At 65.7% G+C, this 19,940-nt stretch carries 14 protein-coding genes and 2 pseudogenes; 8 read left to right on the top strand and 8 right to left on the bottom strand.

All coding sequences use genetic code 11. The annotated features are described in order from the left end of the window. Positions 1 to 35 precede the first annotated feature (35 nt). On the bottom strand, positions 36 to 941 hold the full coding sequence (gcvA, locus tag DIE17_RS13695; protein ID WP_059648607.1) for a transcriptional regulator GcvA: 906 nt from the start codon (positions 939 to 941) through the stop codon (positions 36 to 38). Positions 942 to 1,091: 150 nt separating this feature from the next. Between gcvA and DIE17_RS37950 the strand changes: the two are divergent. Further along, a pseudogene (locus DIE17_RS37950) lies at positions 1,092 to 1,393 on the top strand (Tn3 family transposase); the annotation flags it as partial. Here the strand turns inward: DIE17_RS37950 and DIE17_RS13690 are convergent. After that, positions 1,305 to 2,279 (bottom strand): hypothetical protein, encoded by a 975-nt coding sequence (locus DIE17_RS13690; protein ID WP_124920993.1) that lies wholly within the window; start codon positions 2,277 to 2,279, stop codon positions 1,305 to 1,307. The pseudogene DIE17_RS37950 and the gene DIE17_RS13690 overlap by 89 nt on opposite strands. Before the next feature lie 723 nt (positions 2,280 to 3,002). Here DIE17_RS13690 and DIE17_RS13685 point away from each other — a divergent pair. Next, positions 3,003 to 5,306 carry a YjbH domain-containing protein gene (locus tag DIE17_RS13685; protein ID WP_124920992.1) on the top strand — a complete coding sequence of 768 codons (2,304 nt, stop codon included), beginning with the start codon at positions 3,003 to 3,005 and terminating at the stop codon, positions 5,304 to 5,306. 54 nt (positions 5,307 to 5,360) lie between these two features. Then, positions 5,361 to 6,077: a carboxypeptidase regulatory-like domain-containing protein gene (locus tag DIE17_RS13680; protein ID WP_124529499.1), complete on the top strand. Its 717-nt coding sequence runs from the start codon at positions 5,361 to 5,363 to the stop codon at positions 6,075 to 6,077. Between the two features lie 272 nt (positions 6,078 to 6,349). Here the strand turns inward: DIE17_RS13680 and rpoD are convergent, their stop codons facing one another. The 3 genes from rpoD to DIE17_RS13665 all read right to left on the bottom strand — a co-directional run bounded on the left by rpoD (position 6,350) and on the right by DIE17_RS13665 (position 9,817). Beyond that, positions 6,350 to 8,377, bottom strand: a complete 2,028-nt coding sequence (rpoD, locus tag DIE17_RS13675; RefSeq protein WP_260426236.1) for an RNA polymerase sigma factor RpoD — start codon at positions 8,375 to 8,377, stop codon at positions 6,350 to 6,352. 541 nt (positions 8,378 to 8,918) lie between these two features. Next, positions 8,919 to 9,392 (bottom strand): RES family NAD+ phosphorylase, encoded by a 474-nt coding sequence (locus DIE17_RS13670; RefSeq protein ID WP_124920991.1) that lies wholly within the window; start codon positions 9,390 to 9,392, stop codon positions 8,919 to 8,921. Beyond that, positions 9,389 to 9,817, bottom strand: coding sequence for an antitoxin Xre/MbcA/ParS toxin-binding domain-containing protein (locus DIE17_RS13665; protein WP_124487254.1), 429 nt, complete (start codon positions 9,815 to 9,817; stop codon positions 9,389 to 9,391). The genes DIE17_RS13670 and DIE17_RS13665 overlap by 4 nt, the downstream gene beginning before the upstream one ends. A 167-nt stretch (positions 9,818 to 9,984) precedes the next feature. Here DIE17_RS13665 and DIE17_RS13660 point away from each other — a divergent pair, with 167 nt between their 5' ends. Together DIE17_RS13660 and DIE17_RS37945 are read left to right on the top strand one after the other, a co-directional pair. After that, positions 9,985 to 10,299, top strand: a complete 315-nt coding sequence (locus DIE17_RS13660) for a helicase (protein ID WP_124529501.1) — start codon at positions 9,985 to 9,987, stop codon at positions 10,297 to 10,299. 105 nt (positions 10,300 to 10,404) lie between these two features. Continuing rightward, positions 10,405 to 10,628, top strand: a pseudogene (locus tag DIE17_RS37945) (ISNCY family transposase); the annotation flags it as partial. Positions 10,629 to 10,857: 229 nt separating this feature from the next. Here DIE17_RS37945 and DIE17_RS13650 read toward each other — a convergent pair. Further along, positions 10,858 to 11,163, bottom strand: coding sequence for a DUF4148 domain-containing protein (locus tag DIE17_RS13650; RefSeq protein ID WP_124529503.1), 306 nt, complete (start codon positions 11,161 to 11,163; stop codon positions 10,858 to 10,860). Positions 11,164 to 11,485: 322 nt separating this feature from the next. Here DIE17_RS13650 and DIE17_RS13645 point away from each other — a divergent pair, with 322 nt between their 5' ends. The 3 genes from DIE17_RS13645 to DIE17_RS13635 are packed head-to-tail and all read left to right on the top strand — an operon-like array spanning position 11,486 to position 17,770. Beyond that, positions 11,486 to 14,734, top strand: a complete 3,249-nt coding sequence (locus DIE17_RS13645; RefSeq protein ID WP_124920990.1) for an efflux RND transporter permease subunit — start codon at positions 11,486 to 11,488, stop codon at positions 14,732 to 14,734. Between the two features lie 56 nt (positions 14,735 to 14,790). Then, complete coding sequence (locus tag DIE17_RS13640) at positions 14,791 to 16,209, top strand: efflux RND transporter periplasmic adaptor subunit (protein ID WP_124920989.1); 1,419 nt, start codon at positions 14,791 to 14,793, stop codon at positions 16,207 to 16,209. A 31-nt stretch (positions 16,210 to 16,240) separates the two neighbouring features. Next, the gene (locus DIE17_RS13635) at positions 16,241 to 17,770 is read left to right on the top strand and encodes an efflux transporter outer membrane subunit (RefSeq protein ID WP_124920988.1); all 1,530 of its coding nucleotides are present in this window, start codon (positions 16,241 to 16,243) and stop codon (positions 17,768 to 17,770) included. Here DIE17_RS13635 and DIE17_RS13630 read toward each other — a convergent pair. Beyond that, entirely contained in the window at positions 17,748 to 19,208 is a 1,461-nt protein-coding gene (locus DIE17_RS13630; RefSeq protein WP_124646185.1) for a heavy metal sensor histidine kinase, read from the bottom strand. The two genes, DIE17_RS13635 and DIE17_RS13630, sit on opposite strands and share 23 nt — an antisense overlap. Beyond that, a complete protein-coding gene (locus tag DIE17_RS13625) occupies positions 19,205 to 19,882 on the bottom strand; it encodes a heavy metal response regulator transcription factor (RefSeq protein WP_027786146.1) in 678 nt (225 codons plus the stop codon). The genes DIE17_RS13630 and DIE17_RS13625 overlap by 4 nt, the downstream gene beginning before the upstream one ends. Positions 19,883 to 19,940 lie beyond the last annotated feature (58 nt).

Below are 19,940 nucleotides of genomic sequence, written 5' to 3'. Positions count from 1 at the left end.
GTCCCGGCAACCGGACTCGCATGCCGCATGCGAGATCAGAATCTCGCGTGTGCCCCCTGAACCTGTGCAGTGAGCCATTCGACGAACGCAGCCGCATGAGGATTGACGATGCTGTGCGGGGAATAGACGAGGTAGAACGCCTCACTGGTTGGAAGGCGTGGTTTCAGTGGCGCGATCAACTGGCCGGAGATCAGCATGTGCTCGACGAGGGACGACCTTGCGAGTGCAACGCCCTGACCGAGTTCAGCCGCCTTCAAGGCCGAAATCAGCGTGTCGAATTGCATTCCCTTCGAAGAATCGACCTTCGATGCGCCCGCTTTTTTGAGCCAGTATCCCCAACCTTCCTCGTAGCCGAGCACATGGAGAAGTTCGAAACGCGCGAGGTCCTTCGGCACCGAAAGCGGTGCTTTGGGAGACAGCAACCCGGGAGCACAGACCGGCAGCAGCGTGTCCCAGGTCAGTCGCTCAGCACGCAGCCCCGTCCATTTCCCGTGCCCGTAGCGGATCTCCAGATCGGCTTCGACATCGGTGACGCTGCTATCGCCTCCCCAGATATTGCTCGTAATGCGTAGATTGACGTCCGGATACCGCTTGCGAAAGTCCGGTATGCGCCATGCGAGCCAATGCGTGAAAAATACCAGACTCACTCGCACCGTCAGCACCTTCAGATGGCCTTGCCCGAAAATCTCGTCGGTGGCGGCAGCAAGCCGCTCTATCGCTTCATGCACGACTGGCAGGTAGGCGAGCCCGGCCTCGGTCAACTCGATGCCTCGCGGCAGGCGCTTGAATAACGCCGTACCGAGCTGGGATTCAAGTCCTTTCACCTGCTGGCTGATCGCGGCCTGGGTCAGATTCAACTCGGTCGCCGCGTGCGTGAAACTGAGGTGCCGGGCTGACGATTCGAATGCGCGTAGCCAATTGAGCGGTGGAAGTCGTTTCATCGTGCGAATCGTTGCAATAGATCTGTTGGGCAAAAGAGGGTACCGGCATTCTATTGCACCGATGCGATCGGAATCGGTCGCTGGGCGCCGCGGCGGATGGTGAGAGGCAACGACAAGTTACTCGCCAGCGCGACATCATATGAGGGATCGGCAATCGATATCGACCGCATTCGGGTGGACCTTCCGCAGGAATTGCTCGCCGTAGTGTCATCAGCATTGAGCCCGCTCTCGATCATCTTGATCGCGTAGAACGCCACCGACGTGCAACGCGATATCGACGCTCATCTGGAACAACCGGTTGAAGCGGACCGGTTGCGGCGAATTGCTCCCCTCATATCGAAGGTATCAACTTGCGTAGCACCTTCAATTTCCCAGTGCCGCTCTATCCGAAGCGGATCCTGCCAAGTACCGCGGCCGACAACGCAATCCCATCAACAAGCCACCGAGCTTAACAAGGTGTCCGTTCGGGCCAAGTTGCACAGCTAAACGATGGTGGAATTTCGAGCCGACACTACCAACTGACAACGGCCAGCGACCTCCAAGCGAGGGGGACTTTGATTTATATAGGAATTTATTTGGGGTCGCAAGGCAAGGCCTTGCTGGGCTTAAAGGCGATCGACAGGAAAAATGGGTGGAAATCAAGGGCACCCCCATGCCCGCGGTCTCATTGAGCACGACGTGAAGAGTCGGATAGAGTGCGTCACGCTCACGGCACTCGGTTTGGCGACATGCTTCGCAATACGCCTCCCAGCCTTCGTCGGTGTGGTCGATCGGTGCAGGAACGGCCGCGCGGACGTGCGCGGAGACGACGTCATCGAGACATTTCCGATTGCCCTCCAGCACCGCGAGATTCTTACGCCGAAACGCATCTTCGATCAGCGCGCGTTCGGCGTCGTCGATTGTCCGGAAGCCCGCGTAATCTTTATCGCCCCAGGCTTCAGCGTAGTCCCAGTCATACAGTGACCGGATATCGTTCAGTCTCTGCCCTTCGACGACATAGCGCACGAGCGTCAGACACATGTCCATGACGAACAGCCTCTGATTCAACGCGTCCATGATCCTTGCCGGCATTCTGTCGACGAGGTACTCCAGCGACTCCGCGTTTGCGCGCCGGTAGACGCGCACCGCCCGGCTCGCCACGTCCGGTGCGGCGGCCCGGTCATTTAACGGTCCTGCCACGGTCAACAGTTTGACCAGTGACCAGGTCGTCACGGCGGCATAACCCGGATGAAAAGCCACGATTGAAGCGCGATCGCCATAGCCAAATCGCGCGAGCACGTCGAGGTACTGTTCGAGCCGCTCCAAGGTGCGCACGCACGCATCAAGCGATTGATTCAATACTGGTTTATCCGGTGTTCAAGCGAAAGGCGATCCCGTTCGCGCGCCCGGGCATGCTTATTTCCGTCGACCCAAGTTGTCGGATTTGATCAAGAATCCGGCGCAGATTGCGCTTCCGGTTTCCACTAGACTTACTCGCATATAGGTAACGATCGGTAATACAGCAGCGAGACATGCGAACCCATGGGAAGCGCACGTCTGAATGAAACGATTGCCCGCGGACGTGTACCGCATGGCGTCGGCCCGATCGCCGGACGCATGAGCATGGGGTGAAAGTCGGTCTAATTATAAGTTATGCGAATGAAACGATATTGACGAAACCCGGTGCCGATTGCGGTCGCCGGGCTTGATTGCGCGAGCGAGTCGCTTCGGGGAACGGTCCACGCGGCAGGACGCGGTGGGCGCGCCAAATCGCTAACGGGCGCGCGATGTTGGGGGGGGGGCGTTGCCATGTGTCGATCACGGTGCCATGTGTCGATCACGGTCCCATGTGATCGGCGCGCGACAGCGATCGGAGTTATGCATACCGGTGCGTCGCGGGTGATGCGGGCACTTCGCCGTTCCGCGGGACGGGCTTGGGTAGAGGATCGAGAGGGATCTTCGATCGCATCGTCGCCGCATGAGCGTTCACGGCCACGAGCGATGCCAGTGCCGCGGCGGTGCATGTCGACGTTCGGCGATGTCGGATGCCACACACGATACGAACAACCAAGTACACGACCGATGACGATCAAGCTACGTGTGAACGCGACCACGAACAAGCCGGCGGCCATTGCCCTGGGGGCAGCGGTGGCATTTTCCCTGCCGGCTGGTGCGGCGGGCACGCCCGTGCTGACATCGCTGGGGCAGTCCGGCGGGCTATTGATTCCATACGGATTCACGCTGCCTGAAGGAACATTCGAGGGGCAATACAACAACTACATCGATCCACGGTTCGGGAAGCAGACGACGAGTTCGGACATCGTCTGGGGCGCGATCGGCCTGTTTCCGCACGTGGAGATATCCGGCGGTCTGGCGAACTATCCAGGCGACGTACGCACGACGGTGCCAGGCTACGACCACATCGTGCTTCGACATCTGATGGCGAACGCAAAGGTCTCGATTCCGAAGTTCTTCACATACCAGCCGGACATCGCGATCGGCATCAATGACGTTGGCGGGCAAACGCATTACTTCCGGTCCACCTACGGTGTCGTATCGCAAGTGCTCGGGCCCGCGACGCTGACGGTCGGCTACGGGCACGGCGACCGGCTCGACGGGGTGTTCGGCGGCGCCGAGCTTCGGCTGTGGCACACGGGCCTGTCGCTGCTGGCGGAGCACGATTCGAAAACGCCCTATGCGGGCATCCGCTTCCAATCGCCGCCGATCAAGTGGCTGGCCGACGCGAGCCTCGTGGGCACCGTGATGCGCTCCCTCAGGCATACGGACGGGATCGCGCCGCGCACGTCGTTCTCGATCGGCGTGCAGATTCCGCTCGGTCGGCGGTTCGATGCCGCGCGCTGCGGCGACGGCTTGTGTAGCGACGCGCCGGTTGTCGCGGCAGGCACATCGGCGCCGGACGACACGCTGCGCCCTGCGGCCGCGCTCGCGCCGCTCAGCGCATTCACGCGGATCGAGCCTGCCACGCCTGCGGCGGCGGATGCGTCACGCGACGATCGAGTCATGCCGTCGCTTCACACGCCGCCGGATCTCGTTCGGACCGCCGCGCCGGCAGTCGACGCGGCGCCGGACCCGGCGGCGCTCGACAGGATCGTGCGCGCGCTGACGGACGCCGGACTCGAGCGCGTGCGCGCCGGCATGGCGGGCGCGGATCTCGTCGTCGAATATGAAAACCACCGCTACAACCAGAACGAGGCGGACGCGCTGGGCATCGCGCTCGGCGCGGCGGCGGAGTACGCGCCGAAGGGCGTCGAGACCGTGCGCATCGTAATCAAGAAGGCGAACGAGCCGGTGGGCGAGTTGAGCGTCGATCGGGCGGACTACGCGCGCTTCGTCGCGGGTGGCGCGTCGACCGCCGCCGGCGCGTCGCTGTCGATGCGCACGCGGCCGACGCACGATGCTGATTCGATTGCGTGGGTAGGCAACGCCCGCGCGCACGGGCTCGTACGGATCCAGGTCGCGCCGGTCACGCACTACCTCTACGGCACTGAGTACGGCAACTTCGACTACTCCGTGGGCGCGAAAATCCAGGGCTTCGTGCCGCTGTGGCGCGGCGCGGAACTGTATTCGAGCGTGATCGTGCCGATTGCGAACAGCAAGAACATGGACAACGGCCGCGTCTACGACCAATACCGCTTGCGCGGCGGGCTGTCGACCGTTGCGCTCGTGCAGAGCTTCTGGATTGCGCCGCGCGTTTTCAACGTGACCGCGCTCGGCAAGTTCGACCTCCAGTACCTGGGCGTCGAGAACGAGACGACCGCGTTCGTACCGGGCCGTCCCGACGTGGTGCGGCTGAAGCTCGCCTATCTGCATCACGAACCGGGCAAGGATGCGCTGCCGGCGGAGAAGAACGCGCTGCTCACGTACCGGTGGGTCGAGCCCGCATGGAAGATGTGGATCGAGGCAGGCGTCGCGCGCTATGTCGGTGGCGACAAGGGCCCGCTGATCACGTTGACGCGCTGGTTTGACGACGTGTCGTTCAGCGTGCAGGGATGGCATAGCGGCCACGGCTCGTTCGTCGGCGCGTCGGTCAGTTTCCCGTTGACGCCGCGCCAGGGCATGAAGCCGGGGATCGTGCAGATCAACGGGCCCGAGCAGTTCTCGCTCAATTTCCGCACGCGTGTCGGATCGTCGAACTATCTCGCGCAAGACGGCGCCGAGAATCTCGACTTTGCCTACAACGCGCAACAGTTCCTGCTCAACCAGGGGCGCTTCAGCGCCGAGTACTTCGCGACGCAGCTTTACCGGATGCGCGATGCCTACAAGCGCTACGCGCATTCCGCCGGCGTGGCGCCGCCCGCGACGGAGGCGGCGCTGCCGGCTGACGGCGTGCAGCCGTCGACCGCGCGCGAGGCAAGCATTCAATGATCGAGGGACCGGAGAGTCCTCGGGAAAATCGGGTTGATCTAACGGAGAAAATCAATGAAGACCATGAAGAAAGCGGCACTGAGGGCATTGCAAGTCGGCACGTTTGCGCTCGCGGGTACGCTCGCGGCCTGTGGCGGAGGTGACGACAGTCCGAGCACGACGCCTTCGAATGCGTCGTCGGCCACGATCAACGGCACGGCCGCGACCGGCGCAGCGATGGCGAACGCGGCGATCACGATCGTGTGCGCGACCGGCAACGGTTCGGGCACGGCCGACGCGAACGGCGCTTTCTCGGTCACGTTTGTGCTCGCGGGGCCGTGCGCGATCACCGGCACGAACGGGACGACCACGCTGCACTCGTTCGCGAGCGGCGGCGGCACGTTCAACGTGACGCCGTTGACCGAACTGCTGCTGGCCTATCTGGCGGGGCAACTGGGCACGGACCTGAACGGGCTGCTGTCGGGCCTCACGTCCAATCCGACGTATCAAAGCGCGTTGACGAACCCCGCTGTCGTTGCGGCCGCGGCGAATGGGGTTGCCCAGACCATCAAGAACGAAACCGGCGTCACGCTGTCGACGTCCGCGTTCCTGACGACGCCGTTCAAGCCAGGCCAGGCCGGCCAGGATTCGGACCTCGAAGCGCTGAAATCGAAGGGTGCGCTCGGAGGAAACGGCCAGCCGTCTGCGACGTTGCTCGGCAAGGTGGGTGACGCCGGCAAGGCAGCTGGCAAGCCCACCGGCGGCACCGGCGGCAGCGGCAACCCGGCGTAACGGCGAGCGAAGCCGCGCGCGGCGCCATGCGCGCGGATTCACACCCGGCGCGTTGCCCGCCACGCGGTTCGATGTCGAACGCGCGCGCCGGGGCAACCGTGCCTTGGCGGCTGATATGACGCCCCGTGTCAATCGGGTTCGTTTTTTCAGTTTTCGAAGGCACGTTGCCTGAATTTCCCGAGGGCGACGTAGCAGCAAATCTCGCCGGGCATGCCGCCTGCCGACTTGTTCCGGCCAGCGAAGTGAGTTCGAGGGTGAAAGACGAAATTGCCTCAGCGCTCAAGAAAGGGCCTGAGCTTGTCTGCACGGCTGGGATGCATCAGCTTGCGCATCGCCTTGCTCTCAATCTGACGGATCCGCTCGCGGGTCACGTCGAACTGCTTGCCGACCTCTTCAAGCGTGTGATCGGAGTTTGTGTCGAGCCCGAATCGCATCCGCAGAACCTTGGCCTCGCGCGGCGACAACCCGGCGAGTGCTTCGTCGATCGCCGCGCGCATGTTCGCGTGAATCGCCGCCTCAGCCGGTGAACTCGCCGAGACATCCTCGATCATGTCGCCGAGTGTTGCATCGGCGTCGTCACCCACCGGGGTTTCGAGCGAGACAGGTTGCTTGGCGATCTTGAGGATACCGAGCACTTTCTCCTCGGACATCTCCATGCGCTTTGCCAGCACTGCGGGATGCGCTTCCTGCCCTGTCTGTTGCAAGATTTCGCGCGATATCCGATTCAGCTTGTTGATCGTCTCGATCATGTGGACCGGCACGCGAATGGTCCGCGCCTGATCGGCGAGCGCACGCGTGACAGCCTGCCGGACCCACCAGGTCGCGTAGGTCGAGAACTTCCAGCCGCGCCGGTATTCGAACTTGTCCACGGCCTTCATCAGGCCGATATTGCCCTCCTGGATCAAATCCAGGAACTGCATGCCGCGGTTCACGTATTTCTTGGCGATTGAAATGACAAGACGAAGGTTCGCCTCGATCATCTCGCGCTTGGCCTGCCGCATTTTCAGTTCCGCGGCACTCATCTGGCGGTTGATCTGCTTGAGCTGCTGGAGCGGCAACGAGACCCGGGACTCGATGTCGACGAGTTTCTGCTGCGCCGCCTGAATAGCCGGCTGATGCCGCTCGAGCGCCGCGCCAAACTGCTGCGAGGTCGCCGCCGCTCGGGTCGTCCATTCAAGATCGGTCTCGTGGCCCGGGAACGAGTCGACAAACGCGTCGCGCGGCATGCCGCAACGGTCGACAGCAATCGCCAGGATACTGCGCTCGATCGCGCGAACCTCAGTCACTTGCCCATGGACAATTGCGCACAGGCGGTCGATGGTCTTGGCGGTAAAGCGGATCGGCGCGAGCTCACACTGGATCGCCATGCGCACCTGCGCAGCGGCTGCGGAACGGGCACCGCCAGTGACAGGCACATCGGGCAACTGCTCGAACAGTGCACGCACGCGTGCGAAAATCGCAAGACTGTCGTTCGTGAGTTCTTCGAGGCGCGCCGCGTTCGCCTTCTCCGAATCCCCGGCATCCGTTTCGACGTCGTCTTCGTCCGAATCATCGTCGGCGGCGAGTGCTTCCGCATCCTCTTCTTGGGACTCCGGCGTCATTTCGCTTTCATCGGCGTCGACACTGATGCCATCGACCAGTTCGTCGATACGGAGTTCGCCTGCCACGATGCGGTCGACATCGGCAAGAATCGTGGACACGATCGACGGACACGCGGCAATCGCTTGAATCATGTCCTGTAGACCATCTTCGATCCGTTTCGCGACCTCGATTTCACCGGCGCGGGTCAGCAGTTCGCTGGCCCCCATCTCACGCATGTACATCCGAACCGGATCCGTGGTGCGGCCGAATTCGGAATCGACGGTCGATAGCGCAGCTTCCGCCTCCTCGTCCGCCTGATCGTCGGATGCCACGGCCGGCGCAGCGTCGGTGAGCAGGAGCGCTTCGGCGTCCGGCGCTTGTTCGTACACGGCCACGCCCATGTCGCTGAACGTGCTGACGATGGTGTCCATCGCCGCCGTTTGAGCAAAGTTGTCGGGCAGGTGATCGTTGATGTCCGCGTGGGTGAGATAGCCGCGCTCGCGACCGAGCGCGATCAACGCGCGCATCTGGTGCTGGCGCTCCTCATTCTGGCGTGCCAGTGACGCGATGTCCGTCGGCGTCAGGGCCTGGGGCTTTCCCTTTGACACACGGCGGCCGGCTTTTGCCGTGGCCGTGATTTCAGGGGATGTGGAATCGTTCCGATCAGAAATTGCCAATACATGCTCCTCGACAGATGAGCCGACGATCGTCGCGAGCATGACGCCAGAATGGGTTGCCTGCCGGGATGCGAACGGAATCGTGATACGCAAAGATGGTCGAGGCCGGGACGCCTCGCTCGAAATCCGTATGCGCAGCTTGTGGGGGGCGTGAATGATACCGGAAAGTATTGTGCGGCACAACACGGGGCCCTTGGATTTCCATGCACTTTACCGGTGTAGCCCGCTCTAGCTGCGATTAAGGGGGTAGCAGTCGCCTCCCCCAACCGCCCCTGCACAGGAAGGAGTTCGGTCACCTTGCGGCCATACGTCGATGGCGAGGTTGAAATTGACGTTTAGAGAAAACTCATCTGCCGAGGATCCCGCTCCGGCATCTTGACCGACAGCACATCTTTCGCGGCTCTACGCATTCGTGCAACAAGCGGTACGCCGACACCGTCAATCGTGAGCCCGAAGCCATACGCTTCGATGTCGACTCGCTTAAGCTTCGGAACGGGTTCCCACATCGGCTTCCAACCGTGCGTCGCGGTACGAGCGAGCAACCGACGCCTCGAAGGTTGGTTAGCAGACCACCATCAAGCATTTATGATCGGCCAACTGGCGGTATGGCAAAAAGTCGCTCGTCCCACACGACCGGTTGTGGATCCGTCACGATGATCCGCGCGGTGTCAGGATGCGCCAGATTCACGAGCACGTTGAACTCTGCACGGACGACGACGGAAGGGACGATCAGGAGTGCTGTACGCGATTCTGCCATCCATTCGTCGCCGAACTGCCGTGCTGCCTGCAGTGCCGCCGCACCCCATCCTCTCGGCAACGTTTCTGCCGTATGGCGTTCGACGCTGACGTCGTCGGGAACGGTTGCTTCGACCCATCCGTGGGTTTTCGGCACCTTGCCGATGCGTGCATGCACGAGCACCTCGAGCATCGCACCCGCGAAGGTCGACGCCGCGTAGATGACAGGCCGGCCCGGACCATTAAAGCGGCCACCGACCAGCATCGCGCCGGTGCCGCTCCAGATCGTGTGTCGCGTGTCACCGATGCGAAACAACTTCATGCCGGTAGCCCGTAGAACAGTTTCCAGAGCAACTCTTCAACCCTGCGCGCACCGAGCTCGGTCAGCGCGACGTCGAGCGGCGCCCGTCCCTCAAGTTCAGGATGTGGCGTCGACAAAAATTCCCGCGCGTCCTCTTCGTCGTTCCAGACGTAGGTGGTCGTTGCAACGATCCGGGCCAGACGCTCCGTCTTCTCCGATTCGTCTTGCGTTAGTCGATCGCGGCGGCGCTTGTAGGTCGCTTCGGGGATGATGCGGGCGAGCAGCGCGCGCCGAGCATCGGCGCCTTGCGTCGCGTGTTCGACGCCCGCGCGCAGCGCGGACTTCGGCAGACCGCCGCGCACAAGCGCTTCCAGCTCCGCCAGCGTATGCGGGAGCGGCCGCAGCCCCATGACCGCAGCCACGGCCTCAGGGGTAACGAGTGACATGGCGACTCCCATTCAGTATCATTTGATACTTCATTCTAGCGCAAATGATACCGCCCGCAAGGCGTTCTTGAAAGTTGAGACGCGGAGACGCCTCGCAAGCCGACTGTCGATGTTTGGTGGATCCTTGTGCAGCGTTAGAATAGCGCCCCTTCTCATGGGAGACGACAATGTCCTGGTTCGTTTATGAAGTGCCCGAATACCACGAAGACGCTGCGCGCATCGAACCCTTCAGCGAGCTGCGTAGCCGTGTGCTGAAAGTCGGTGGCCCGGCCATGGCTGACGACCTGGAAAGCGTTCGCGAGAACGCCGCAGCGACAGCGGACACGCCCGAGCGGCCCCTGCGGACGCCGGAGAATCCACAGGTCTTTCCGATTCCCTACGCCGACTCCATGATCCTGGTCGGGTTCATCTTCGATCTGAAGCGAGAATTCCGGCAACTGGTCGTGTCGCCCGTGGAAATGCCCTGGTTGAACGACGCGTAAACGATGGTGCGACCGGAAGTCGACGGGAGAGTGACTGCTGTTCCGGGGCCGGGTCCGACTATTCACTGCACGCTTTCGGATACACATGCGTGGAGTGGGACCCGCGCCAACGCTTATGCGCCCTCCTCCACCGCTGCTTACCACACAGGCTTCGCGAAGCCGCGGAAGAACGATTCAATGCGCATCGGCCGTTGCGGGATGACGAGCATCTGGACACAGTGTTGACCTGGCGTGAAATACGCCGGGTATCAAAATCGCCGGCAGTGCTGCGCGATCGAGTGCTTTACTTGCTGGATGGCACACCGGTAAACCGGAAGCTGATTCACCGCACCGGCTGCCGTCGCTCTTCCTCGCGCGCGTCGGATGCATGATGAAACTCCCGGGAAAAACTCGATGAGGGCGCACCGAAGGTGCGCCGCCGGCACGCCCGTGCGTGCGATGTACTGCCCGACACGTTCACTCTCACGATCGCGGCGCGCACGGCGCCGACCGGTAGATGACGCATTCGAAATCCGCGGCCGCTTCCTTCGGGCCGCGGATGGCAGTTGAAAATCGGGCTCAGTGATGCTCGTACGGCTGCTCCGTATCGAGCGACGCGAGCGATTGCGCGGTCGTCTCTGCGGCGACGCTCGGCCGTGCAGCCACCGATTGCGATGGCTGCGCGGCGATCTTCGCTTCCGCGGCCTGGATGTCGGCGGGATAGTAAGGATCGCTACCGACCGGCTTATAGCCGGCCTTCTCGACCCGCACGAGATCGGCGCGCACGTCGGCCCGCGTGACCGCATGGTCGGTGGTTTGCGCAAATGCGAAGATCGGTGCGCTCAGCGCACAGGACAGCAGGACCGCACGAATCAGGTTGTTCATGATGTTCACCTCTCAAGATGGCATGTTCGCGTCCGCAGATCAGGCCGGACATCCGCTCCGCATCGATGTGATGAAGAGTTGTGTCCATTCTGCGATTCGCGCGCTTTCCGGAAGGTGAGGCTTCGATTACGGTCTTGTCATCTGATCGCGGCCGCATGTCGGTCACGGGCCGGCCCGTCCGGTCGGACGTTGCGCACCTGCGCGCCAGCACAGATAACGGTTTCGTAATCCTCGGGTCAGGATCGGGTCAACGCCGCGCCGGCAGACTGCATGCTCGCCGCATCGCACGCGGCATCCATGCCCTGCTTCGAGGAGCACCATCATGTGGATCGTCCGGCTGGCGTTACGCAGGCCCTACACGTTCGTCGTACTCGCACTGCTGATCTTCATCGCGGGACCGCTTGCGCTGCTGCGCACGCCAACCGACATCTTCCCGAGCATCGACATTCCGGTCGTCAGCATCGTCTGGTCATACAACGGCTTCTCCGCGGAGGACATGGCCAAGCGGATCACGTCGAACTACGAGCGCGCGCTCACGTCCGACGTCGACGACATCGAGCACATCGAGTCGCAGTCGCTGAACGGCGTGTCGGTCGTGAAGATATTCTTCCACCCGGGCGCCGACATCAATCGCGCGATCGCGGAAGCCGCGAGCAATGCCGCGTCGATCCTGCGCATCCTGCCGCCCGGCACGTTGCCGCCGAACATCATCACGTACAACGCGTCGACGGTGCCGATCCTGCAGCTCGGGCTGTCGAGCGACACGCTCGCCGAGCAGCAGCTGTACGACCTCGGCAACAGCTTCATCCGCACGCAGCTCGCGACCGTCCAGGGCGCGGCGGTGCCGCTGCCGTTCGGCGGCAAGATCCGCCAGATCGTCGTCGACCTCGATACGCGCGCGCTGCAGGCGAAGGGACTCGCGCCGATCGACGTCGTGAACGCGATCAACGCGCAGAACCTGATCCTGCCCGGCGGCACCGCGAAGATCGGCACGCACGAATACAACGTGCAGATGAACGGCAGCACGCAGACGGTCGCCGCGCTGAACGACCTGCCGGTGAAGACGATCGGCGGCAACGTCGTGTACGTGCGCGACGTCGCGCACGTTCGCGACGGCTACGCGCCGCAGACCAACATCGTGCGGGCGGACGGCAAGCGCGCGGCGCTGCTGACGGTCGAAAAGACCGGCAGCGCGTCGACGCTGACGATCATCGACCAGGTGAAGGCGATGCTGCCGAAGATCGCGGCCGGGCTGCCGAAGGCGCTGCACATTTCGCCGCTCGACGATCAGTCGGTGTTCGTGAAGGCGGCGGTCCAGGGCGTCGTGCGCGAGGCGCTGATCGCCGCGTGCCTGACCGCGCTGATGATCCTGCTGTTCCTCGGCAGCTGGCGCGCGACGCTGATCATCGCGATCACCATCCCGCTCGCGGTGCTCACGTCGCTGCTCGCGCTGTCCGCGCTCGGCCAGACCATCAACATCATGACGCTCGGCGGGCTCGCGCTCGCGGTCGGGATCCTCGTCGACGACGCGACCGTCGCGATCGAGAACATCACGCATCATCTCGAGCTCGGCGCGCCGCTCGAGGACGCGATCCTGACCGGCTCGGGCGAAATCGCGGTGCCGACCTTCGTGTCGACGCTGTCGATCTGCATCGTGTTCGTGCCGATGTTCCTGCTCACGGGCGTCGCGCGCTATCTGTTCGTGCCGCTGGCCGAGGCCGTGATCTTCGCGATGATCGCGTCGTACTTCTTCTCGCGCACGCTGGTGCCGACCCTCGCGATGGCGCTGATGCGCGCAAAAGGAAACGGCCGGCCGCCGCGCGGCGTATTCGCGCCGCTCGTGCATTTGGCGCGTTTCCAGGCTGCGTTCGAGCATCGCTTCGAGGCCGTGCGGCTGCGCTATCGCGCGCTGCTCTCGGCGGCGATCGCGCGACGCCGCCGCTTCGCGGCCGCGTTCCTGCTCGCATGCGTCGCGTCGACGGGCCTCTACGCGTTCGCCGGGCAGGACTTCTTCCCGTCGGTCGACACCGGCGAGATCCGCCTGCACCTGCGAGCACCGACCGGCACGCGGATCGAGGAAACCGCGCGGCTGACCGACGAGGTCGAAGCGAAGATCCGCAGCGTGATTCCGGCGGGCGAACTCGCTGGCGTGCTCGACAACATCGGCGTGCCGGTGAGCGGGATCAACCTCACGTACGATTCATCGGATCCGATCGGCACCGAGGATGCCGACGTGCTGGTGACGCTGAAGCCGAATCACGCGTCGACCGCCGCATACGTCGCCACGCTGCGCAACGTGCTCGCTCAGTCGTTCCCCGGCGTGACTTTCGCGTTCCTGCCGGCCGACATCGTCAGCCAGATCCTCAACTTCGGACTGCCCGCGCCAATCGACATCCAGATCGTCGGCAACAAGCTCGACCAGAACCGCGCGGTCGCGAATACGCTGCTCGCGAAGCTGCGCGGCGTGCGCGGGCTCGTCGACGCACGTATCCAGCAACCCGGCGACGAACCGGCGATCGACGTGAACGTCGACCGCACGAAGGCGATCCAGGCCGGCCTCGAACAGCGTGACGTCGCGCAAAATCTGCTGATCGCGCTGTCCGGCAGTTCGCAGACGACGCCGAACTTCTGGCTCGATCCGCGCAACGGCGTCAGCTACCCGGTGCTCGTGCAGACGCCGCAATACACGGTGAATTCGCTGCAGTCGCTCGCGAACGTGCCGCTGCCCGCCGGCACCGCGCGCCCGCCGCAGACGCCGGCCGGCGGCCCGGCCGCGGGCGCGCCCGCGCAGAACCTGCTCGGCGCGCTCGGCACGTTCTCGCGCTCGACGCAGCAGGCCGTGGTGTCGCACTACAACGTGCAGCCGGTGCTGGATATCTTCGCGTCGGTGCAGGGGCGCGATCTCGGCGGCGTCACGGCCGACGTGACGAAGCTCGTCGACGCCGCGCGCGCGCAGCTGCCGCCCGGCTCGTCGATCGTGCTGCGCGGCCAGGTGCAGGCGATGCACGAGTCGTTCGCGGGCCTGCTCGGCGGCCTGGTACTCGCGATCTCGCTGGTCTACCTGCTGATGGTCGTCAATTTCCAGTCGTGGCTCGATCCGCTCGTGATCGTCGGCGGGCTGCCGGCATCGCTCGCCGGCATCGCGTGGATGCTGTTCGTCACGCGCACCACGCTGTCGGTGCCCGCGCTGACCGGCACGATCCTGTGCATCGGCATCGCGACCGCGAACAGCATTCTCGTCGTGAACGCGGCGCGCGAGCTGCTCGCGGGCGGCGCGTCGCCGTGGCAGGCGGCGCTCGACGCCGGCTTCAGCCGCTTCCGGCCCGTCGTGATGACCGCGCTCGCGATGCTGATCGGCATGTTGCCGATGGCGCTCGGCCTCGGCGACGGCGGCGAGCAGAACGCGCCGCTCGGCCGCGCGGTGATCGGCGGCCTCGCGTTCGGCACGTGCTCGACGCTGCTGTTCGTCCCGGTGCTGTTCGGCTTCGTCCACGCATGGCTCGCGCGGCGCCGCGACGCCTCGGCCACGCGGCGCACGCAGCACGCGCCCGACACGCCGGCGCTGCGTTGAGCTCGGACGGCCGCCCCTTCTCATCATCCTTCGATTCGCCCGACCCCGGACCCATCATGAACGACTCGATCGAACCCGTCGCCCCGCCGCCCGCCGCCGAGGCGGCCACAGCAGCCACCGCCGTGACGTCCGCCGCGCGCGGCGCCGCGCCCGACACCCCGCCGGCCCGCCGCGGCCGCAAGCTGGCCGTGCCCGTCGCGGCCGTCGCGCTGGCCGCCGCGCTGCTCGCGCTCGGCATCGTGCCGCGTATCGATGCACGCGCCGCGCAGCGTGCACAGGTTGCCGCGCAACAGGCGCTGCCGGTGTCGGTCATCGTGCCCGGCACGGCGCCGGCCGACCAGACGCTGACGTTGCCAGGTTCGGTGGCGCCCTATGCGGACGCATCGATCTACGCGCGCACGAGCGGCTACATCGCGCACTGGAGCGTCGATCTCGGCACGCACGTGAAGGCCGGCCAGACGCTCGCGCAGATCTCGGCGCCCGATCTCGACGCGCAATTGCGCCAGGCGCGCGCCGACGAAGCGAGCGCGCAGGCGAACTACGACTACGCGAAATCGACCGCGCAGCGCTGGCAGGACATGCTGAAAACGCAGTCGGTCTCGCAGCAGGACACCGACACGAAGGTCGCGGACATGAACGCGAAGCGCGCGATGCTCGCGTCCGCGCAGGCGAACGTCGCGCACCTTGCCGAACTCGTGTCGTACGAGTCCGTCACCGCGCCGTTCGACGGCGTGATCACCGCGCGCAGCGTCGACGTCGGCACGCTGGTCACCGCGGGCGGCACGCCGGGCAGCCCGGGCCTGTCCGGGGAACTGTTCCATCTCGAACAGACGGACACGCTGCGCGTGTTCGTCGACGTGCCGCAGGACAGCGCGACCGGCGTATCGACCGGCACCTCCGTCTACCTGACGACGCAGCAGTATCCGGGGCGACGCTTTGCCGCGCGTGTCGCGCGCACCGCGGGCGCGATCGATCCCGTCACGCGCACGCTGCGCGTCGAGATCGACGTCGACAACCGCGACGGCGCGCTGATGCCCGGTGCGTATGCGCAGGCGCATCTCGTCGTGCCGAGCGCGGCGCCGGCGCTCGACCTGCCGGTCAGTGCGCTGTTGTTCCGCCCGAACGGCGTGACGGTCGCCACCGTCGGTACGAACGGGCGAACCGTGCTGAAGACCGTGCAGATCGGGCGCGATTTCGGCACGCGCGTGGAGATCGTCGCGGGGCTCGCGGCGACCGATCGCGTGATCGACAACCCGGGCGATGCGATCACGGCCGGCGAAGCCGTGAAGATCGTGTCGACCGTGCGCGCCGCGGCTCCGGTGGCCGCTTCGTCCCCTTCGTCCCCTTCGTCCGCGCAGGTCGCGCAGGCCGCGCAAACAGGGGTGGCGGCCATTGCCAGCGACGCGCCGCCGCTGCGCGCGGCCGGCACCGCGCCGGCCGCGTCGACGCCCGCTCCGGCGCCCGCCCGCGGTTGACCCATTGATGACGACTCACGAGATACCTGCCATGCGCCTTCCTCACCCGCTCCCGTTCGCCCGCCACGCCGTCGCGCTCGGCGCCGCCGCGGCATTGGCCACGTTGACCGCGTGCTCGACGTTGCCACCCTATTCACCGCCCGCCGTCGCGGTCCCCGCGCACTACGCGGGCGCACCGGCCGCGCAGGCCGGCTGGCACGTCGCGATGCCGGCCGATGCGGCCGCGCGCGGTGCGTGGTGGACCGTGTTCGGCGACGCCGACCTGAACGCGCTCGAAGCGCGCGTCGACGTGTCGAACCAGACGGTGAAGAAAGCCGTCGCCGATCTGCAACAGGCACGCGCGATGGTCGACTACCAGCACGCCGGGTTTCTGCCGACGATCACGGCGGGCGCCGCGCAGAGCCGCGCGCGCGTGTCGCAGAACCGGCTCGGCTCGTCGCTCGCCGGCAAGACGACGCCCGACTATCAGGCCGGCGTCGCCGCGAGCTGGGAACCCGACGTGTTCGGCCGCGTGCGCGACGCGGTGACGGGCGCGCAGGCGAACGCCGCCGCGAGCACGGCCGACCTGCAGGCCGTGAAGCTGTCGGTCACGGCCGAACTCGCGACCGATTATTTCGCGCTGCGCTCGCTCGATACGCAGAAGCAGTTGCTCGATGACACGGTGCGTGCATACGCGAACGCGCTGACGCTGCTCAGGCAGCAGCTCGCAGCCGGTGCGATCGATGCGTCGGCGGTCGCGCAAGCCGAGACGCAACTCGAATCGACGCGCACGCAGGACACCGACATCGACGCGTCGCGTGCGCAGTTGCAGCACGCGATCGCGACGCTCGTCGGCGAAAGCGCGTCGACGTTCGCGCTGCCGCCGCGTGTGCAGGCGTTCCTTGTGCCGGCCATTCCGGCCGGCGTGCCGTCGGAACTGCTCGAACGGCGGCCCGACATCGCGGCGGCCGAGCGCCGCGTGGCGGCCGCGAACGCACAGATCGGCGAGGCGCGCGCCGCGTTCTTTCCCGATCTCGTGCTGTCGGCGAGCGCAGGGCTCGAGAGTTCGTTCTTCGCGCCGTGGCTCGCCGCGCCGAGCCTGTTCTGGTCGCTCGGCCCGCAACTCGCCGGCACGCTGTTCGACGGCGGTCGCCGCAGCGCGTCGCTGCGCGGCGCGCATGCGCAGTACGACGGCGCGGTCGCGGATTACCGGCAGACCGTACTCGTCGCGTTCCAGCAGGTCGAGGATCAGTTGTCGACGCTCGATGCGCTCGCGTCCGAAGCCGGCAGCCAGCAGCGCGCGACCGACGCGGCCGACCTGTCGCTGCGGCTGACGACGAATCGCTTCAACGCCGGCGCCGTCAGCTATCTGGACGTGGTGACCGCGCAGACGATCGCGCTGACGAACCGGCGCACGGCCGATCAGATCGACGCGCGCCGGATGGAGGCCGCGGTCGGGTTGTTGAAGGCGCTGGGCGGCGGCTGGCAAGCGAGCGCGGATGAGGAATCGAACACCGGCACGCACAAACGCCCGGTCGCCGCGTTACCCGACTCCGCGGTCACGCAGCCGACGGCCGGTTGAACGTGAGCACGAAGCGCGTGCCGCGCGCGTCGCTTTCGACCTGCGCGGTGCCGCCGTGCAGCTCCATCACCGAGCGCACGATCGCCAGGCCGAGCCCGGCCGTGCCGCCCGGCGCCCCGCCGCTGCGGGCGGGATCGCCGCGCACGAACCGGTCGAAGATCCGCGGCAGCAGCGCGGAATCGATCGGCTCGCCCGGATTCGCGACGACGACGCGCACCGCGTCGGCGGCGTCATCGACACTCAGCGTAATGACGCCGCCGGCGGGCGTGTAACGCAGCGCGTTCGCGAGCAGGTTGCCGACGGCGCGACGAAACAGCTCGACGTCGGCGGTCAGTTGCCCCCGCCCTTCGACGCGCAACGTCGAGCCCGCTTCGTCCGCGAGCCCCTCGAAATACTCCGCGATGCGCTCGAGTTCGTCGTGCACGTCGAACGCGCGCTGTCGCGTGACGAAGCTCGGATGCTCGGCGCGCGCGAGAAACAGCACGTTCTCGATCATCCGCGCGAGACGATCGTATTCCTCGAGATTCGATTCGAGCAGTGCCTGATACTCGTCGGCCGCACGCGGCCGCGCGAGCGCGACTTCAGTGGCGCCGCGCATGTTGTTCAACGGCGTGCGCAGGTCGTGCGCGAGATCGGCGCTGAATTGCGACAGGTGCGCGAATGCCTGCTGCAGGCGGCCGAGCATCGCGTTCTGCGCATCGACGAGCGCGCGCAGCTCGCTCGGTGCACGCGACGCGTCGAGCCGTGTGTCGAGCTTGTCGACGGTGATCCGGCCGGTGTTGTCGACGATCTCGCGCAGCGGCGCGAGCGCCGTGCGGATCAGCCAGTAGCCGAGCAGCAGCGCGAACAGCGCGCCGAGCCCGCCGGCGATCTCGAGCCGGTCGCGGTAGCCGTCGAGCAGGTCGGCGCGGTCGTGCATGTTGCGCGCGATCGCGATGCGGATCGGCGTGCGGTCGCCGAGCGCGGCCTCGATCACGACGCCGCGCATCGGCGTGCCGTTGGCGGCCGTCCACGTGACCAGCCGGTCGGCCGTGATCCGCTCGTCCGCCGGAACCGGCGCCGCATGCGGCGCGAACAGCTGCGCGTCGGCCAGCGGAACCGATGCGGCGGCAGGCGCATCGTCGAGCGCGGCGAGCCGCACGTTGTGGCGCGCGAGCACGTCGCCGCGCGCATCGACGGCGGCCATCGACAGCGCCTCGTTGCCGAGCACCTGGCTCGTCAAGCGCTCGGCATGCGTGCGGACTGCATCGAGCGACTCGAGCTCGCCCGCGAGCCGGCGCGTGTGGCGCGCGGCCAGCACGATGTCGAGGTCGTCCTGCGTGTTCACCTGCCGTTCGAGGCCCGCATACACGTATGCGCCGACCAGCGCGAACGCGGCGAGCGTGGTCGCGGCGAACGCGAGCGCGAGCGTCGCGGCAAGCGAGCGCGGCCGCGTCATGCGTCGTCCTTCGGTTCGAGCACGTAGCCGACGCCGCGCACGGTATGGATCAGCTTGACCGGAAATGCGTCGTCGATCTTCGCGCGCAGGCGCCGGATCGCGACCTCGACGACGTTGGTGTCGCTGTCGAAATTCATGTCCCATACGTACGATGCGATCTGCGTGCGGCTCAGCACCTCGCCCTGCCGGCGCGCGAGCAGCTGCAGCAGCGAGAATTCGCGCGGCGTGAGGTCGATGCGCGTGGCGCCGCGCTTCACGCGGCGGCGCACCACGTCGATTTCCAGATCGCCGACCGCCAGATGTTCGGTCTCGCGCGGCGGCCCGCGACGCGCGAGCGTGCGGATACGGGCAAGCAGCTCGACGAACGCGAACGGCTTCACCAGGTAGTCGTCGGCGCCGAGTTCGAGGCCGTGCACGCGATCCTGCACGTCGTCGCGCGCGGTCAGGAACAGCACCGGCGTCGTATGCGTGTCGCGCAGCCGCTTGAGCACACCCCAGCCGTCGAGCACGGGCAGCATCACGTCGAGCACGATCACGTCGTAACGCTCTTCCTGCGCGAGCGTCAGCCCTTCGCCGCCGTCCTTCGCGAGATCGACGCTGAAGCCCGATTCCTCGAGCCCCTTCTTCAGGTATGCGCCCGTCTTCGGTTCGTCTTCGACTATCAGGATACGCATGGCCGGCTCCGTCGCTTTCGTGATGACATCCGGCGATGTTACCGGCAAACGGCGACAA

Origin of the sequence: Burkholderia sp. Bp9099, from assembly GCF_003857805.1 — a bacterium.
Taxonomy (GTDB): Bacteria; Pseudomonadota; Gammaproteobacteria; order Burkholderiales; family Burkholderiaceae; genus Burkholderia.
The sequence above is the reverse complement of the archived record's forward strand: the minus strand, read 5'-3'. Positions and strand labels throughout refer to the sequence as shown.

What these genes read in the sequence shown, in the direction of transcription:
- DIE17_RS13640 (WP_124920989.1), top strand. Translation starts at nt 14,791, where the DNA reads ATGAACGACTCGATCGAACCCGTCGCCCCGCCGCCCGCCGCCGAGGCG.
- DIE17_RS13630 (WP_124646185.1), bottom strand. Translation starts at nt 19,208, where the DNA reads ATGACGCGGCCGCGCTCGCTTGCCGCGACGCTCGCGCTCGCGTTCGCC.
- DIE17_RS13670 (WP_124920991.1), bottom strand. Translation starts at nt 9,392, where the DNA reads ATGAAGTTGTTTCGCATCGGTGACACGCGACACACGATCTGGAGCGGC.
- DIE17_RS13645 (WP_124920990.1), top strand. Translation starts at nt 11,486, where the DNA reads ATGTGGATCGTCCGGCTGGCGTTACGCAGGCCCTACACGTTCGTCGTA.
- rpoD (WP_260426236.1), bottom strand. Translation starts at nt 8,377, where the DNA reads ATGCTCGCGACGATCGTCGGCTCATCTGTCGAGGAGCATGTATTGGCA.
- DIE17_RS13685 (WP_124920992.1), top strand. Translation starts at nt 3,003, where the DNA reads ATGACGATCAAGCTACGTGTGAACGCGACCACGAACAAGCCGGCGGCC.
- gcvA (WP_059648607.1), bottom strand. Translation starts at nt 941, where the DNA reads ATGAAACGACTTCCACCGCTCAATTGGCTACGCGCATTCGAATCGTCA.
- DIE17_RS13660 (WP_124529501.1), top strand. Translation starts at nt 9,985, where the DNA reads ATGTCCTGGTTCGTTTATGAAGTGCCCGAATACCACGAAGACGCTGCG.
- DIE17_RS13650 (WP_124529503.1), bottom strand. Translation starts at nt 11,163, where the DNA reads ATGAACAACCTGATTCGTGCGGTCCTGCTGTCCTGTGCGCTGAGCGCA.
- DIE17_RS13665 (WP_124487254.1), bottom strand. Translation starts at nt 9,817, where the DNA reads ATGTCACTCGTTACCCCTGAGGCCGTGGCTGCGGTCATGGGGCTGCGG.
- DIE17_RS13625 (WP_027786146.1), bottom strand. Translation starts at nt 19,882, where the DNA reads ATGCGTATCCTGATAGTCGAAGACGAACCGAAGACGGGCGCATACCTG.
- DIE17_RS13635 (WP_124920988.1), top strand. Translation starts at nt 16,241, where the DNA reads ATGCGCCTTCCTCACCCGCTCCCGTTCGCCCGCCACGCCGTCGCGCTC.
- DIE17_RS13680 (WP_124529499.1), top strand. Translation starts at nt 5,361, where the DNA reads ATGAAGACCATGAAGAAAGCGGCACTGAGGGCATTGCAAGTCGGCACG.